16 protein-coding genes are annotated in these 15,449 nt (G+C 63.7%); 9 read left to right on the plus strand and 7 right to left on the minus strand.

Going from position 1 to position 15,449, the window contains the following annotated elements:
* The first annotated feature begins 38 nt into the window (after nucleotides 1-38).
* From K1X71_11495 to K1X71_11510, 4 genes are all read left to right on the plus strand, one after another.
* The gene (locus K1X71_11495; protein MBX7073761.1) at nucleotides 39-905 is read left to right on the plus strand and encodes a formyltetrahydrofolate deformylase; all 867 of its coding nucleotides are present in this window, start codon (nucleotides 39-41) and stop codon (nucleotides 903-905) included.
* Nucleotides 906-1,059: 154 nt separating this feature from the next.
* Nucleotides 1,060-1,251, plus strand: a complete 192-nt coding sequence (locus tag K1X71_11500; GenBank protein ID MBX7073762.1) for a hypothetical protein — start codon at nucleotides 1,060-1,062, stop codon at nucleotides 1,249-1,251.
* Between the two features lie 60 nt (nucleotides 1,252-1,311).
* Entirely contained in the window at nucleotides 1,312-2,040 is a 729-nt protein-coding gene (locus K1X71_11505) for a hypothetical protein (GenBank protein ID MBX7073763.1), read from the plus strand.
* A gap of 8 nt (nucleotides 2,041-2,048) precedes the next feature.
* Nucleotides 2,049-3,155, plus strand: coding sequence for a beta-lactamase family protein (locus K1X71_11510; protein ID MBX7073764.1), 1,107 nt, complete (start codon nucleotides 2,049-2,051; stop codon nucleotides 3,153-3,155).
* A gap of 659 nt (nucleotides 3,156-3,814) precedes the next feature.
* On the opposite strand, the gene K1X71_11515 is transcribed toward K1X71_11510, so the two are convergent.
* The 3 genes from K1X71_11515 to K1X71_11525 all read right to left on the minus strand — a co-directional run bounded on the left by K1X71_11515 (nucleotide 3,815) and on the right by K1X71_11525 (nucleotide 5,941).
* Nucleotides 3,815-5,014 carry a Gfo/Idh/MocA family oxidoreductase gene (locus tag K1X71_11515; GenBank protein MBX7073765.1) on the minus strand — a complete coding sequence of 400 codons (1,200 nt, stop codon included), beginning with the start codon at nucleotides 5,012-5,014 and terminating at the stop codon, nucleotides 3,815-3,817.
* A gap of 264 nt (nucleotides 5,015-5,278) precedes the next feature.
* A complete protein-coding gene (locus K1X71_11520; protein MBX7073766.1) occupies nucleotides 5,279-5,566 on the minus strand; it encodes a hypothetical protein in 288 nt (95 codons plus the stop codon).
* Nucleotides 5,567-5,608: 42 nt separating this feature from the next.
* Nucleotides 5,609-5,941 carry a hypothetical protein gene (locus K1X71_11525; protein ID MBX7073767.1) on the minus strand — a complete coding sequence of 111 codons (333 nt, stop codon included), beginning with the start codon at nucleotides 5,939-5,941 and terminating at the stop codon, nucleotides 5,609-5,611.
* 561 nt (nucleotides 5,942-6,502) lie between these two features.
* On the opposite strand from K1X71_11525, the gene K1X71_11530 reads away from it, so the two are divergent.
* On the plus strand, nucleotides 6,503-7,462 hold the full coding sequence (locus K1X71_11530; protein ID MBX7073768.1) for a sphingomyelin phosphodiesterase: 960 nt from the start codon (nucleotides 6,503-6,505) through the stop codon (nucleotides 7,460-7,462).
* 417 nt (nucleotides 7,463-7,879) lie between these two features.
* Here K1X71_11530 and K1X71_11535 read toward each other — a convergent pair whose 3' ends face one another.
* From K1X71_11535 to K1X71_11550, 4 genes are all read right to left on the minus strand, one after another.
* Entirely contained in the window at nucleotides 7,880-8,770 is an 891-nt protein-coding gene (locus tag K1X71_11535; protein MBX7073769.1) for a hypothetical protein, read from the minus strand.
* 44 nt (nucleotides 8,771-8,814) lie between these two features.
* Nucleotides 8,815-9,186: a hypothetical protein gene (locus K1X71_11540; protein MBX7073770.1), complete on the minus strand. Its 372-nt coding sequence runs from the start codon at nucleotides 9,184-9,186 to the stop codon at nucleotides 8,815-8,817.
* A gap of 42 nt (nucleotides 9,187-9,228) precedes the next feature.
* Entirely contained in the window at nucleotides 9,229-9,786 is a 558-nt protein-coding gene (gene scpB, locus K1X71_11545) for an SMC-Scp complex subunit ScpB (protein MBX7073771.1), read from the minus strand.
* A 465-nt stretch (nucleotides 9,787-10,251) separates the two neighbouring features.
* Complete coding sequence (locus tag K1X71_11550; protein ID MBX7073772.1) at nucleotides 10,252-10,956, minus strand: hypothetical protein; 705 nt, start codon at nucleotides 10,954-10,956, stop codon at nucleotides 10,252-10,254.
* A gap of 221 nt (nucleotides 10,957-11,177) precedes the next feature.
* Between K1X71_11550 and K1X71_11555 the strand changes: the two genes are divergently transcribed.
* The 4 genes from K1X71_11555 to K1X71_11570 all read left to right on the plus strand — a co-directional run bounded on the left by K1X71_11555 (nucleotide 11,178) and on the right by K1X71_11570 (nucleotide 15,412).
* Nucleotides 11,178-12,341 (plus strand): cysteine desulfurase, encoded by a 1,164-nt coding sequence (locus K1X71_11555; protein MBX7073773.1) that lies wholly within the window; start codon nucleotides 11,178-11,180, stop codon nucleotides 12,339-12,341.
* Between the two features lie 114 nt (nucleotides 12,342-12,455).
* The gene (locus K1X71_11560) at nucleotides 12,456-13,595 is read left to right on the plus strand and encodes an ATP-binding protein (protein ID MBX7073774.1); all 1,140 of its coding nucleotides are present in this window, start codon (nucleotides 12,456-12,458) and stop codon (nucleotides 13,593-13,595) included.
* Nucleotides 13,596-13,919: 324 nt separating this feature from the next.
* Nucleotides 13,920-15,035, plus strand: a complete 1,116-nt coding sequence (gene dnaN / locus K1X71_11565) for a DNA polymerase III subunit beta (protein ID MBX7073775.1) — start codon at nucleotides 13,920-13,922, stop codon at nucleotides 15,033-15,035.
* Nucleotides 15,036-15,106: 71 nt separating this feature from the next.
* On the plus strand, nucleotides 15,107-15,412 hold the full coding sequence (locus K1X71_11570) for a DUF721 domain-containing protein (protein ID MBX7073776.1): 306 nt from the start codon (nucleotides 15,107-15,109) through the stop codon (nucleotides 15,410-15,412).
* The last annotated feature ends 37 nt before the right edge of the window (nucleotides 15,413-15,449 follow it).

The raw sequence follows: 15,449 nt of genomic DNA on the forward strand, positions 1-15,449 counted from the left end.
GCGTCGGCCGCCCCCCGCCTCACACAGTAGTTGGCAACATGCGCATCGTGATTACCGCCGTCGGGCCCGACAATCGTGGCCTGGCAGACCCCATCGTCCACTACGCGACGGCCGAGGGGGGCAACATCGCCGAAATCCAGATGTACGACCACGACGAAGAGCGGCTCTTCGCCATGCTCATGCGGGTCGACCTGCCCGCCGAGCAGTTGCCGGCGCTGGAGCAGGCGATGCGCGAGATCGGCCGGGCAACGGGTCTCTCGGTGCGCGTCTGGTCGTCCGAGCTGCGCGCCGAGCGCCCCCGCATCGCCATCTGCGCCACCTATCGCCCCGAGCCGCCGCTGGCGCTGCTACGCGCCATTCGCGATGGGCAAATTCGCGCCGAGGCGGCGGTGATGATCGGCAACCGCCCCAACTGCCGCGCGCTGGCGGAGCAATTTGGCGTCGATTGGCATCTGATCGGCAACGATCGTGGCGTCCCCGACGACGACAAACTGATCGAGATCTGCGACCAGTACGACGTCGATTACGTGGTGCTGGCCCGCTACATGCGCGTGCTGCCGGCGAGCAGTTGCTGGAAGTACGCCGGCGGACGCATTATCAACCTGCATCACGGACTGCTCCCCAGCTTCCCTGGCATGCGCCCCTACGACGACGCCTATCGCGCCCGCATGCTCACCTTTGGCTGCACCTGTCACTTCATCGTGCCAGAACTCGACGCCGGCAATCAGATCATCTATCAAAGCACCTTCACGGTGCCGCCGGGCATGAAGCTGGCCGACATCGTGCATGTGGGGCAAGAAGACAACGAGCCGCGCTGTCTGGTCGAAGGGGTTCGCCGCGTGGTCGATCGCGAGGTGGAGTTGCACTTCCACCGCGTCGTCGCCCGCCCGGGTAGGCAGGGATGAACCGGCTAGTTTGACACGAAATTCGCCTATCAAATTGGCGTTAGAAGTACCGGCCATCCTTGCGTATAATGCCCTTTGAATCGCTAAGGTTTTGGTCGCTCACTGACGACACGAAACGATAGCCAGTCTGATTAGCGCCCGACACGGTGAGACAATGGAAGTTCGTCTAAGCAAGAAGATACGCAAGATTCTGGCGAACGCGACCGCGCGCCGGCAGCTTTCCGACGCCATGGAGCAATCCGCCTCCAATCAGCGCGCCAATCGCCCGGTGGTGTCCTTGGCGGGCAAGACCTACGAGGTGTTCGTCGGCCCGGTCCTGCCGAACGAACCGGTTGCCGCACAGTAGCCAGGGCATCGTAGCGCCATGAATTTCGCATTCTCGGCGCTGCTAATCCTGTTCTTCGCATTGCCCGGCATCTTTCTTTGCTACGCATATCGTCGCGAACGAGGCCGCCCCGCTGGCCGTGGCCCGCTGACCGACGAAATCCCGCTAGGACTCACGGTTGCGCTCGTATTGCACGCGGGCTGGATTCTTCTTTTCAATTGGCTGGGTTCGTTTGTTTGGATCCAACGATTGGCGTCTGTGCATGGTCCAATCCAGGTCGATTTGCAATCCGCATTGGTCTTGCTCGCGGCGCAGCCTGGCAAAGAAGGAGCGCTCTTTGAGCAGGCTACTAAATCCATTGCAAGCGGTCCGTTCCCACTTTTCTTGTTGGCCTATTTTGTCTCTCTGTGTATGGCCGCCGTCTTGCTAGGCCGCCTGCTGCGTCATTTGGTTCGGCGATTTGATTGGGATCGCCGATTTCCGCTGTTTCGCTGGAATGATTGGTATTATCTCCTACACGGCGAGTCGCCAGATGGTTCGATTCCCGCAACCGACTACGACGCAATTCGTGTGACGGCAGTTGTCGGCGACTACATCTACTGGGGAATTCTCGTAGATTGGTTCGTCGATAGCAGTGGTGTTCTCGACACCGTCGTACTCGTCTTGCCGCATCGACGAAAACACAACTCGACGGACAGCGATCCCAATCCAAAACCCTTCGAAATCCGAGCGGACTACCTAGTGCTCAAGTACGCTGAATGCAGCAACCTTGCTGTCTTGGGAATCAAGCTGCCCGATTTGGTTCATTGATCCCCGTGATGCACAGCGACTTTCATCACATCCCCGTGCCGACGTTTTCTCCCCCAGCGCTGGAGCAAATTCGCAACCATCTGGCCGAGTGCGTGCGGCGCGACTTCCTGCCCGCGGTCAGCGCGGCGATCGGCACGGTCGACGAGGTCCATACCTGGTCGTTGGGCCGTCAAGAACTTGACTCGCCAGCTCCCTTGCGCGACGACGCCTTGTTTTTGATCGCCTCCCCCACCAAGCCCATCACGGCGATGGCCGTCATGACGCTGGTCGAGTCGGGCGAGTTGTCGCTGGTCGCCCCCGCCGCCGAGTATCTGCCCGAGTTCGGCAAAAACGGCAAGCACGCCATCACCGTGGCGCACTTGTTGACGCACACCTCCGGCCTGCCCGACATGCCCCCCTCCAACGCGCAATTGCGGGCCGCGCAGGCGCCGCTGCCCGCGTTTCTGGCCGAGGTCTGCTCGCTGCGGCCGGCGTTTCTGCCAGGGCACGACGTGCTGTATCAGAGCATGGGCTATCTGGTCCTGGCGGCGATTGTCGAAAAGGTGACGGGCCGGTCGCTGGCCCGCGTGCTCGAAGAGCGCGTCTTCACCCCGTTGGCCCTGCGCGACACCACGCTCGGCCGCGCCGCTCAACTCGACCGCGTGGCCGAGATTCGCGTGGCCGGCATGCACAGCGCCAGCGACCTGTTGTGGAACTCTCCCTATTGGCTCGGTCTGGGCGCGCCGTGGGGGGGCGTTATCTCCAGCGCCGCCGATCTGGCCCGGCTCTGCCAGCATCTGTTGGCGATACCGACCGGCCGCCGCGGCGTGATCAGCCGCGCCAGTCATGCCGCGATGACCGCCAACCAGTTCGCCCAAATGCCGTTCGTGCCAGAGACCCATCGCCGCTGCCAACCGTGGGGCCTCGGCTGGCAACTGCACTGGCCCGCCCATCCCAGCGGCTTCGGCGATCTACTCTCCCCCGCCGCGTATGGGCATTGGGGCGCCACCGGCTCGCTGGTCTGGATCGACCCGGCGCGCGGCGTCTTCGCGGTCATCCTCTCCACCGAGCCCTTGGAGCGCAGCCGCCGCTCGCTGGCGCAGTTCTCCAATCTGGTCTGCGCCGCCATCGATTGACGCAGCACACCGCGCGACCGGGGACGCGGCGGGCGTCACCACCACCCGCCGGTAGAGCGCGTCGACCAGTTCGGTCAGTAGCCCCGCCTCGTGCGTCTCCATGAGTAGCGCCACCTTCTCTTGCACCGCGCGGCGCTGGTTGATTTTGTCGATGGTGGCCAACGTCCCTTCGCGCGTCAGCGCGCCGCCGGCGCCAAACTGGCTATAAAGTTGCCGCAGATCGCTGCTGGTCCAGCGCTCGACCAGCCGCGGCTGCTCGGCCAACACCTCGTCGACCAGCACGTTGGTTTGGCGATCGACCTCCTCGCGGCACGGCGCCTGCGGCGGACGAAACAACTCGTGGCTCGACACCCCCAGCCCATCCGCCAGCCGGGCCAAGGTGCGGGCGTGCGGCCGGCGCTGCGCCCCCGAGAGAATTTGCTTGAGCGTCCGCAGATCAACCCCCGCCAGTCCGGCCAACTGCCGGCGCGTGAGCGCCTGGCGCACCATCAGCCGACGGATGTTCACCGCCAGCGCGCCGCCCGTTTGAAAGGGGTCTGCGTGCAGCACCGCCGCGCCTCGCTCGATGATTGACATATACTGAACATCAGTATATTATCGCTGCCGCGAGAGCATTACAAGTTCATCGAGCGCTTCGCGTGCCACAAAAAATGCGTCGCTCACAGCTTGTACTGCGGAATCTTCAGCAGTTCCCCATCCTTGAGGGCCGATTGATGGGCCACGATCCCCGCCACCGTCATGTTGAGCGACTTCGCCACGTCGATCGCCGGCGCGCGCTGTTCCACGATCGATAGCACAAACTCATTTCCCAGTTGGCCATGCGACCCGCCATGTCCCCCCGCGCTGACCGTCGGTGGCAGCGCCGGTTTGGTCAGGTCGGGCAGCGCCGGCGCCAGCCCGTCGTACTGCATGCCGATCATCGATCCATTCTGTCCGCGAACGCGTCCCACTTCGCCCCCAAAGCCGGCGCTGTCCCAGCTTACCGCCATCCGCGCCATGCCCCCTTCGCTGGTGCGGAATAGCGCGACCTCCGTGCCAAACGGGTTTTTGTAGACGTTGTTCTGCGGCTGGAGGTGCTCCAAGATGCTTGGCTTGCCCATGCACGAGACCTCGGTAAAACTCCCATCCGTCACGCCCACGTAATAGGCGTTGGAGTGGGTGGGGTACCACTGCGGCGGCAGGCCCACGCGCCAGTTTTTATAGGAGTCGATCGAGGTGACCGAGTGGTGAAAGTATTCCCCCTCTGAGTAAAGAAGCTGGCCAAAGCCCCCCGCCTGATACACCTGCCGCATGGCGTACAGGTCGTCGTGGTAGCAGGAGGTTTCGAACATCATGTAGTTCAGGCCAGACTCCTTGACCGCCGCGAAAAGCTGGTCCGCCTCTTCCAGCGAACCGAACACGGCGGGCACCGCGCTCGCCACATGCTTGCCATGCTTCAACACGTCGATCGCATGGCGGCAATGGCTGGGGGCGTCGGTCGCGACAAAAATCGCCTCGATGGAATCGTCCTTCACCATCTCCTCGAGCGATGGATAGGTCTTCTCGCAGCGACAGACCTTGGCCAACTCGCTGCAGCGGTCGGGGAACAAATCGCTGACCGCCACCACCTCGACATTCGGATGATCTTGCAGCGAAAACTGCGCGCCGAATTTGCAGACCCCGTAGCCCACGATGCCCATCCGAATCTTGCGGTCCGAGACCGGCGTCCACTGCTTCGCGGCGGCCGGCGCGGCGCCCTGGTCGTCGAACCCCTGAATCTTTGGCGCGTCGGCCGCGTGGACGGTCGAGACCAGCCCGAGCGCGGCGGCGCCGAGTCCGGTTTCCACGAGAAAGGTGCGGCGGTTGGTGGCGTGCGGCATGGCTGCATCTCCTGCGCTCGAAACAACAAATCGGATCGCAGACTCGATTTTAACCGATGCCAGCTACTCTGGCGTCGACAGCCCCCCTCTGGTTCTCCGTCGATTGCTGGTGCGAGCAGCGAGTGTCGCCGTAGACAACCCCATGCCCCCCCCTCTCTTCTCCAGGAAAAAAAGCCAGCCGGCCCGCCTGCCGTGACCCCGTGTCAGAGAGGGGACGGGAACGCGAAACCCAGGAGACGAGCCGGCTGGCGGACAGTCGAATCGCTACGCCTCGCCTACCTTGCCGACACCCAATACGCTGTCGACCTTCGCCTGCAACAGGGTGAGCGCTCGCAGCGATTCCTCCACCAGCGTATGAAACCCCGTGTCGCGAAACAGAGAGTCGATGCCCCATTGTTCCGCGTGGAACTGGAGCCGGCTGGAGTAGAGGCCCACAATCTCCACCGCCTCTTCGGGGGTGGCGGCTTGCACTGCCGCCGCGATCCGCGACAAGGCTTCCTCACGACTGCTTGAGTGATCGAACACATCCAAGATTATTTCCTCGACTGACATCTTGCGTCTCCGTGGTTTGCCTTGCTTTGCCATTGCGATCATTTACCACCCCCAAAAAGGCGAGGGTTGGACCACGACCGGGGGGACTACGATGGTCGGACTCGGCGCCACGCTGAATCCGTAGCCGCCGCCGAACTGGAATTGATAGCCGGGCGTCCCCGGAATCACCGTGGGGATGCCGGTGCTGTAGTTGGGGTAGAAAGCGCCCCCCGCGACCCGCCCGCCGCCGTAACCCGAGCGATACCCCCAGCCGCCGCCACCCCAATTACTCCTCCCCCAGTTGCCGCTGCCACCCCAGTTGCCGCTACCCCAATTGCCTGCGCGAGCCGACGCCGCGCAGCACAAGAGGCACGCCACCAACACGAGTTTTTTCATGGCGCTGTCCTTTCCAAAAGTCCCCTGCTCCAAAAAACTGGCGATCCGGCTCGACGCCAAGCCTGGGGCCATGGCTCGACGCCGCGTTAAGGCCGGCTCGCCAGAAATCTCACGACAATAATCGCCTCGTCAACTCACCCGCCTCGCGGTCGATCTCCGTGCGACGGTCGGCGTGCGCGACCGACTGCGGCAGGCGAGTGAAGCCTTGCAACACTCCCCAGGCAGTCATGGTCGATGAGTTGGTCGGCGCCTAGTTCGGCTTCCAGCAGAACGGCGCGGCGGTTGGTGAATTGGGCATGGCGGAATCTGCTGCGCTCGAAACAACAGATCAGATCACACGCTCAATTTTACCAGAAACCGACTACTTTTGCACTGAAATTGCGCGCAGTTTCTTCGGATTGCGCTGCGCGTAGACAGCGAAGATCTCAAGCTGCGCCACCCCCTCCGCGCGCCGACCTCGGCGCTGAAACTTAGCCGCTTGAGCCGCGCCGGCCGGCGCGCTATCCTGCGCGGGCCGCTCACATCCCTGCCCCAGCGACTTTCTGTGATTGGAACGCCGCCATGATCGTTCGCCACTTGCTCATCTTCGTGTTGACCATCGCCGCGCTGTCGCCTTCTCTCGGCGTCGCGCAAGACCTGCTCAAGAACGGTCAGTTACGGGTCATCAGCTACAACGTGCAGTTCTTGCCGGGCGTGGCCGCCGTGGCCAACAAGCGCAAGGACCCCAATTACCGCGCCCAGACCATCGGCGAAAAGCTGGCCAGCTTCGACATCATTGGCTTCAGCGAGGTCTTCGAGTCCAAGGCCCGCGATCGACTCGTGGCGCCGCTGCGCAAGGCGTGGGGCGAGCAGTTTCAAATGACGTTCAGCCCGCGCGTGAAGCCCAATCGCTTCACCGGCGGCCTGGCGATCGTCAGTCGGTTGCCGTTCTTGGAAACCCACGTGCTGACCTACACGCAATCGAGCAGCCCCGAAAAATACGGCCTGTTGGCCGACGGCTACGCCACCAAGGGGGCGCTGCACGCGCGGGTGGCGGTCACTAGCGCCAAACAGGCGGCGGAGTCGATCGACGTGTTCGTCACACATCTGGAAGCGCGCGAAGACGCGCTGCGGCCATCGCAGTACATCGAACTGGCCGACTTTGTCCGCCAGCACAGTTCGCCCGAGCGCCCGGCGATCATGCTGGGAGACTTCAACACGCATGGCGACCCGGAGGACATGGCCAACCAAGAGTCGGACTATCATCTGATGGTCAGTCGCTTCGCCGCCGCGCGGCCCGAGAGCGAGTTCGTCGATCTCTGGCCGGCGCTGCATCCCGACCAGCCCGGCGGCACCAGCGAGCAAGATGTCGACGACGCCGGCAGCCGCATCGACTACATCTTGCTGCTCAATCCGCGCGGCACGCATCCACGACTGGCGCCGCAGAGCGTGACGGTCAATCCGTATCGCGATCCTAAGGTGGTGGCGCTATCGGATCACTCGGCCGTCGAGGGCGTCTTTCGCTGGCAAAGCGCGAAGTAATCGCCAGCACTTCGCGAGACAATTCACAAAGATTCAAAAAATTGCCTCGCCGATTGCGCTTGATTTTTGCAAACCGCGCTGCATACGATGCCATTGTCGGTACCGGTGCTAACGTGGCCCGGTAAGGCTGGAGCCCGCAGCAAGCCAGGCTGGTCTGGCGAGCCCCGGGGAAACAATGCCAGCAAGGGAGGTGATCCGTGAGTAGACAGAACCAGGTGAGGCTCGCTTAGCGAGCAGCCGACGGGCTGCTTTGCGTCTTGGCGATGCTGTCGCCAGACGCAGCGCTCGGCAGCCAAGCTTTTTAGCAATAGCCATCGGCACAACGCCACTGGCAGGCCCGGCCCCGCTCAACGCATCGGGGCCGGGCTCTTTTTTGCGCCTGCGATTGTTCGCTTCGCTGACTTGGCGCGTCTGGGGTCAATGCGGCGACTCGCTGAGCGCTTGCTTCACAAAGCTTTCAATGCTTTGGCAATAGCGCTCCAGCGGCAGGTCGTCGTCTTCCACGCCAAACGGATCTTCAATCGCCTCGGCCGTCAGTTCCAGCGCCACCAAAAAGTAGATGCCGACGGCCAAGGGCGGCAGCGACCAAACACCCAGATCGAGCGACAACGACCACGGCGCCGCCAACACGTACAGCGCAATCCCCTCACGCGCCAGCGCCTTGTAAGAACGCGCCAGCGGCGTGTTCTTGATGCGCTCGCACGCGCCGCACACGTCCATCAGACCGCGCGCGTGCTCTTCGCAAATCAGCGCCAAGGGGCCGGCCATGCCGCCGGCGCGATACCACCGCCCCAGCTCGTCTTGCAATAGGCCCGCCACGTAGCCCGGCCGGTGCATGCCAGCGGGAATCTCCATCCCGCTGGGGGTCTCGCCGTCGACCGGCGCGCCGTGCAAATGATCGCGCAGCTCACGCGCGAACGCCACCAGCAGGTCCGCAAAGCGGCGGCGCGCGGCTGTGTCGAGCGGCACGAAGGCCCGCACCTTGAGCGCCAAGTTGCGCGAGTCGTTGACCAATTGCCCCCACAGTTTTCGCGCTTCCCACCAGCGGTCATTGGCGGTGTTGTTGCGAAACACAATCAGAATGCCGAGCACCACCCCCAGCGACGCGGTCAACTCCGCGCCCGCCTCGTACGCCGGCAACCGCGCGGCGGCAATCAATAGCGCCGCCAGCACGCTATAGCAGACCGCCGCCAACGACACCCGCGCCGCGCGCCAAGCCACTGCGGGAGACAACAGCCAGCGCTGCCGAAACGTCGATCCGTTCGCGGTGTCGGGACTCGCGGGGGCGGTGGGTGTGCCGGTCGTCATCGCATGTCCGCAAACCAGCGCCGCGCGCGGCGGGAGACGACTAGTTAATCATCATCTTCGTCGTCATCGTCGTCGTCATCTTCCCCTTCATCGTCGTCGTCCCAGTCGTCGTCTTCTTCGTCCTCGTCGTCCCAGTCGTCGTCCTCTTCTTCGTCGTCGGCGTCGTCCGCTTCTTCATCCTCTTCGTCGTCGACCTCTTCCCACTCGTCGTCTTCGAGGTCTTCATCGCCTTCGTCGTCGTCGTCATCGTCTTCGTCGTCGTCTTCGTCATCCCAATCGTCGTCGTCGTCATCGGCGGCGAGCACGTAGGCGCGATCCAACTCGGACCAGTCAGCTAGTCCGGTCGCGCGTGTGCCGGCCAGCACACGCTGTAATGCATCGAAAACGCCTTGCCCCGGCTCGAATGAGGTCTTCACTGATGGCTCCTCTGCGCAATCCTAGTTCAGTTATCCAATACGTTACGGTGTGTCGCTTGTCATGTTGTGCGATGGTGGCCCAGCGGCGCTGGTCGCCGCGACTCTTAGTTCCGCCGCGCGGGGCAGTTCGTCCAAACCCTTCAGGCCGAACACTTCCAAGAATCGCTTCGTTGTTCCATACAGCAGGGGGCGACCCAGTTCGCTAGATCGTCCGACGATCCGCAACAGGTCGCGATCCATCAACTGCCGTAATATCTCGCCGCATTGAACTCCACGTATCGCCTCGATGCCGGCCCGCACGACGGGCTGTCGATATGCCACGACAGCCAAGGTTTCCAACGCCGGGGCCGAAAGCCTGGTTTCCACGGGGGTGCGATGTAGTCTTCGTAGCCAGGCTCCAAATTGGGGTCGCGTCAGCAGCCGATATCCGCCCGCCACTTCTTCCACGCGAAAGGCGCAGGCCGATGCGTCATAATAGCGGTTGAGCTGGCGAACTAATGTACGCGCCTCGGTGCCATCCGCCAAGTTCGCTAGTTGTGCCAATTTCCGCAGGCTCTGCGGCTCGCGCGAGACAAACAGCGCCGCCTCCAGCCGCGCCAATCGCTCGTCGCGCGGCGCGGTGGCCGCTCGCACGCTCTCGCCCGAGCCATGATCGTAACGGTCGCCCCGAAAATGGGCTAGTCTCCCCGCCCCCCAGTTCCGCGCGGCTTGGCTCCGTGCGGCCTGTGCCAACGGATGCCGCGACCCCGCGGTGCTCCACGTCCTCGCGCTCCAGGGCAAACCCTTCATCGACTGCATCCCGGAGGTTCGACAATCCCAACGCGTCGCGTTTGGCTCTGAAAATTGGAGAGAATGGCCGTTCGCGCCCGCCGTTGATCGTCGTGCCCAGGGCGGTAAACGACACAAGGCTATTCCCTGAACTGGTGATTGGCAAGCCACTTTTGAGCCAACCAATGGCCAGTCTGGCCGCCAGAAACGACCTCTGCTGGCCCGCGGGAAAGCAGGAGCCAAATGCGCCAGGTTTGGCTCAATCTTTGCTCACTGAAGCGGCGCGGCGCCGCGAGATTACGGTTGGCGACCGGCCTTCCAGTCTTCGACCGAGCTCAGCACCCGGCGCATCGCCGTTAGTGGGTCATCGGCGATGACCTCGAACTGCCGGCTGTAGCGCTCGCTGCCGGCGACCGCCATTTGACAGTGGAAGCGATACTGGGCGCCATCCGCGCCCCAGCTTTCCAGCAGATAATAGGTCGCTCCCAACTCCTTCAGCCGATGCTGCACCAGCGTAAACGGATCCTCCGTCCGCGGCGAACCGGCGGAAGTACTGCTGAACATCGACATCGCGCCACGTTGCGCGTCGGCGGAACCTGCCCCCACTCGGCGAGCGGCGGCCGGTACTTGGTACGAAGCGCGAACCTCTCCGCCGTCAGCCATTAGCGGCTCGGGTGTCGGCAACTTCGATGCGGGACCAGCCGGCATCGGCCGCGGCGCGGCCCCACCACCGATCCAATCCGCGCCGGCTGTTTGCGCCGCACGCGCCTCAAAGCGTGGCGCTTCCATCAGCCCCAAGCGCTCCTCCTCGCGCCGCGCTTTGCCCGGGTCGGCCCAGGTGGTCGGATCAGTCAAAGAAATGCCCAGCCGATCTTCGCAGCGGGCCAGGAACTGGTCGACGCACGACGGGACCGATTTCCAAAATAGCGCTGCCATCGGCACCGCGACGAGGGTGGCCAACATGACCAAGGCCCGCAATGCCAAAAACGCCGGCGTCTGCATATCGGCGAGGTCTCCGTCCCTGTCGACGACCGCCACATGGCGCCGTGCAACCAAATCGTGCGCAGCGGGGGGCCTCCTGCCGCCTCCAGCGCGGGGCGGATCATAGCGGCGCCCCGCCGGCGTCAACAATGGCAATTGCCCGTATGGCGACCGCGGCCTGCTAGCATCCCGGTAAGCCGCCTATATTGATGCGCTGTCCACCCTTGGCCGCCAGGTCGCCGATGAACGCTCCGCTCTATCTCGATCACAACGCCACCACGCCAGTCGCCCCCGAGGTGCTGGCAGCGATGGACGAATGCTATCGTCAAGGCTTTGGCAATCCTTCCAGCCAGCACGCCGCCGGCCGCAAGGCGCGGCAACTATTGGAAGACGCCCGCGAACGAATCGCCGAACTGCTCGGCGCCCGACTCGCCGGCCCCGCGGCCGACCGGCTGATCTTCACCAGTGGCGCGACCGAGGCCAACAATTTGGCCCTGTTCGGTATGACGGGCGACACGCCGGCGCGCATCGCGGCCTCTCGCATCGAGCATCCCAGCGTCATCAACGCCGCGCGCGAACTGGAACGCCGTGGCTGGCAGGTCGATTGGCTTTCGGCGCAGGCCGACGGCGTGGTGGCGCTGCCCGACTTGCAGGCGGCGCTCGAAGCGCGCCCCAAACTCGTGTGCCTGATGCTCGCCAACAGCGAAACCGGCGTGCTTCAGCCCGTGGCCGAGGCGGCCAGTCTGGCCAGCGAACGCGATGTGCCGCTACATACCGATGCCGTGCAGGCGATCGGCAAACTTCCGGTCGACTTTGGCGGCCTCATGGCTTCATCCATGTCGATCGCCGCCCACAAGTTTCAGGGCCCGCGCGGCATCGGAGCCTTGCTGGTGCGCGGCGGCGCAATACTGCGACCGCTGCTCTTTGGCGGCGAGCAACAGCAAGCCGCGCGGCCGGGCACGGAATGCGTCGCGCTGGCGGTGGGCATGTGCCGCGCTTTGGACCTGCGCCACACCGATCTCCAACAGCAGCAAACCCGCATCGCCGCGCTACGCGACCGCCTGGAGCAAACCTTGTCGCAAGGCTGTGGACCAGTGGTGATTCACGGCGCCGACGCACGGCGACTCCCCAACACCAGCAACGTGTCGTTTCCGGGGGTTGATCGGCAGATGCTGGTGCTGGCTCTCGATCTGGCCGGAGTGGCCTGCTCAACCGGATCGGCTTGCGCCAGCGGATCGAGCGCGCCATCCCCCACCTTGACCGCCATGGGGCTGTCGCGGGAGTGGATCGACTCGGCCATTCGGCTCAGCCTGGGCGCCGATTGCGCCCCGGTCGAAGTGGACCAGGCGGCTGACCGCATCACGGCCGTTGTCAACCACTTGCGCCACGCCAATTCTGGTGGCTGAAATCGCTCTAGTGTCTCGTCAGCGGCCCCAAATTTCTCTATAATTCAGGCTCTTTACCTGGAGCCAATTCTCACCTGGGCTGACGGTTATTTCTTGCTCATCCGAGCGCGAAAAATGAACGTCGCTGTTCATCGGCCGCGCAGCGATCGACAAGCGTCATCCCGCACCTTGGACGGACCCTCTGGCGTGGTCGAAGGCGTCATCACGATCCCGTTTGCCAGCACCGCTTTGCTCGCCGAACCGCGCGCTGCTGGCGAGCCAGGCTCGCGCTCTTCCACAGCCGACTTCTTCGCCGGTCCCGAGAACCGCCTAGCCGTGGTCGCCGCGCTCACGGTCCTGCTCGATCAATGTCCGTATCATCCCGTTGTGCTGTGTGGACCAGCGGGCGTCGGCAAGTCGCACCTGGCGGCCGGCGTCGCGCGGCTGGCGATGTCACGCTTTCCCGACCGCCAGATCATCTACAAGCTCGCCGCCGATTTCGCTCGCGAATTCGCCGAGGCGGTCGACACCTCCAGTGTCGAAGAGTATGTCGGCGGCCTCAGCGCCGCGTGGTTGTTGGTGTTGGAAGATCTCGACCAACTGGCTGGCAAGCAAGCCGCACAGCAGCAATTGGCGTCGTTGCTCGATTGGGCAGAGAGCAACGGCGGGCGCGTGCTGCTCACCCTCTCGCAGCCCCCCGCCTATGGCACAACGTTCATTGCCGGTTTGCGCAGTCGCTTGATGGGGGGCTTGGTCGCGGAGATTCACCCGCCCAGCGAGGCCTGTCGGCGCCAAATGGCCTCGGATTGCGCGGCGCGTCACGGCGTGACGCTCGCGCCAGAACAGTTGACTCGCCTCGCCGCACACGCAGGCGGCGGCTACCGTCAGATCGATGCCGCGGTGCGCCGCATCGCCTTGCGCGCTGCCGTTCCGGCGCATACCCGGCCTTTATTGGATAGTGAAGCGCTGGCGTCGGCGCGACCCGCCGTGAGTCTGTCGCGCATCGCGACACTGGTGGCGCGCGAGTTTGGCCTGCGCGTCGGCGAACTGGCGGGCGTTAGTCGCCGTCGGCAAACGGCACGCGCCCGCGGCGTGGCGATGTACCTGTCGCGCGAGTGGACCGCCGCCAGCTTGCAACGCGTGGCCCAGCATTTTGGCCGCAGCGACCATACCACCGTGATGCACGCCTGCGAACAGACCAAACGCAGATTAAACAGCGACCCGGAACTGAGTCGGCAAGTGGCGGCCATCGAACGAGCGCTCGCCGGCGCCTAAGGTCGCGAGCCGCCTCCTGTGGAAAAAGTGAAGATGATGTGTCGAACAGTTTGCTCTGGCGACTGGTTGCCAACAGCGAGCCAGGGGCGATCAATCAACGCGATTGATTGGCGCCAGGCCGCCGTCGTGCCGCGAACAGGCGAACAACGGTTTATCCACCACGCTGAAAGGGTGATCGTCGCGTAAGAAACGCTTGTCGCTAAATAACTTGCCCGGCGAGTGACGCCGCTGAACCAACACACGCGACCGCGAATCACTACTGCTGCTGACAATACAAAAAAATAAATAAGAAGAAAAAATCCCCAAGAGAAAGGTTCTCGACCCATGAAGGTGTCGTGCGAACGAGACAAGCTGGCTCCCGCGTTTCAAACCGCCAGCGCGGTCGCTCCCGCGCGGAGCACCAAGCCCATTTTGCAGAACGTCAAATTGGAAGTGCATGGCGATTCGGCCACGCTGATCGCCAACGATCTGGAGATTGGCGTGCGCGTGGAAGTGCCCGGCGTGCAAATCGAAACGCCAGGCAGCGTCATGCTCCCCACCTCGCGATTCAATCAAATTCTTCGCGAGAGCGGCGATGCCGCGTTGCGTTTGGAGTCCGACGCGCAAGGCACGCTCGTGCGTGGCGAACGCAGTGAGTTTCGCCTGCTGAGTGAGAACCCCGACGAGTTTCCCACGGTCGCCACCTTCAACGAAGCGGCTTATCACGAGTTGCCTGCCCGCCTGCTGCGCGAACTCATTCGTCGCACGGTGTTTGCCACCGACGTGGAGAGCACGCGTTATGCGTTGGGCGGCGTGCTGATCGAGTTGACCGAAGACAAGATCACCGCCGTCGGCACCGATGGCCGCCGCCTGGCGATGATGTCGGCGCCGGCCGCGTCGGTCGGCGGCCACAAGACCGGCGACACGACCACCATCATCCCCACCAAGGCGATGCATCTGATCGAACGCGCGCTCGGCGACGCCGACAGCGAGATTCGACTGGCGCTCAAGAGCAACTCGGCGCTGGTCAAGAGCGAGCGCACCACGATCTCCTCGCGGTTGGTTGAGGGGCGGTTTCCCAAGTGGCGCGACGTATTCCCCAAACGCGACAGCGCCGCGCGGATCGAAATGGCCGTGGGCCCCTTTCTCTCCGCCGTCAAGCAGGCCGCCATCCTCACCAGCGACGAAAGCCGCGGCGTCGACTTCACTTTCGGCGACGGCAAGTTGACGCTCGCCGGTAAGGCGGCCGAAGCGGGGCAATCGCGCGTCGAACTGCCCATCGCCTACGATGGCAGCGAGTTGTCGATCACCCTCGATCCGCGGTTCGTCATTGATTTCTTGAAAGTCCTCGACCCCGCCAAATCGTTCACCATCGAAATCAAGGACGCCGAGAGCGCCGCGGTTTGCAGCACCGACGATGGCTATGGCTATGTCATCATGCCGCTGGCCCGCGAACGCTAGCATGTCGCAACCAAATTGACCACGACAGGCGCGGCGAAAGCGCTATGATACGTCCGCTGCCACGGGAGAAAATGACCTCACGACCACCCCAACCCATCGGCGATTTGCTCGGCGAGCTCATGGCTCGGCGCGGCTTTGCGCGCGTGCAAGCCGCCGCCGCCTGCGAAAACGCCTGGCGCGACGCCGCCGGTCCGCTGTTGGCGTCCCAGAGTCGCGTGGGCTCGGCGCGCCGCGGCGTGCTTGAAGTGATTGTCGCCAGTTCGTTGTTGGCGCAGGAAGTTGGTTTTCAGAAGGCGGCCTTGCTCGCCCAACTCAAACAGCGACTTCCCGACGAAGGGATTCACGATTTGCGCGTGCGCGTCGGTCGCATCGCCTGAACTAATCCATCTCAGCACATCGCTCTCGCGGTCGCGC

The organism is Pirellulales bacterium (genome assembly GCA_019694455.1).
Lineage (GTDB): Bacteria > Planctomycetota > Planctomycetia > Pirellulales > JAEUIK01 > JAIBBY01.

Excerpts from the sequence above, each read along its gene's own strand:
- K1X71_11495 (MBX7073761.1), top strand. The coding sequence starts at position 39 with ATGCGCATCGTGATTACCGCCGTCGGGCCCGACAATCGTGGCCTGGCA.
- K1X71_11500 (MBX7073762.1), top strand. The coding sequence starts at position 1,060 with ATGGAAGTTCGTCTAAGCAAGAAGATACGCAAGATTCTGGCGAACGCG.
- K1X71_11510 (MBX7073764.1), top strand. The coding sequence starts at position 2,049 with ATGCACAGCGACTTTCATCACATCCCCGTGCCGACGTTTTCTCCCCCA.
- K1X71_11515 (MBX7073765.1), bottom strand. The coding sequence starts at position 5,014 with ATGCCGCACGCCACCAACCGCCGCACCTTTCTCGTGGAAACCGGACTC.
- K1X71_11520 (MBX7073766.1), bottom strand. The coding sequence starts at position 5,566 with ATGTCAGTCGAGGAAATAATCTTGGATGTGTTCGATCACTCAAGCAGT.
- K1X71_11525 (MBX7073767.1), bottom strand. The coding sequence starts at position 5,941 with ATGAAAAAACTCGTGTTGGTGGCGTGCCTCTTGTGCTGCGCGGCGTCG.
- K1X71_11530 (MBX7073768.1), top strand. The coding sequence starts at position 6,503 with ATGATCGTTCGCCACTTGCTCATCTTCGTGTTGACCATCGCCGCGCTG.
- K1X71_11535 (MBX7073769.1), bottom strand. The coding sequence starts at position 8,770 with ATGACGACCGGCACACCCACCGCCCCCGCGAGTCCCGACACCGCGAAC.
- K1X71_11550 (MBX7073772.1), bottom strand. The coding sequence starts at position 10,956 with ATGCAGACGCCGGCGTTTTTGGCATTGCGGGCCTTGGTCATGTTGGCC.
- K1X71_11555 (MBX7073773.1), top strand. The coding sequence starts at position 11,178 with ATGAACGCTCCGCTCTATCTCGATCACAACGCCACCACGCCAGTCGCC.
- K1X71_11560 (MBX7073774.1), top strand. The coding sequence starts at position 12,456 with ATGAACGTCGCTGTTCATCGGCCGCGCAGCGATCGACAAGCGTCATCC.
- dnaN (MBX7073775.1), top strand. The coding sequence starts at position 13,920 with ATGAAGGTGTCGTGCGAACGAGACAAGCTGGCTCCCGCGTTTCAAACC.
- K1X71_11570 (MBX7073776.1), top strand. The coding sequence starts at position 15,107 with ATGACCTCACGACCACCCCAACCCATCGGCGATTTGCTCGGCGAGCTC.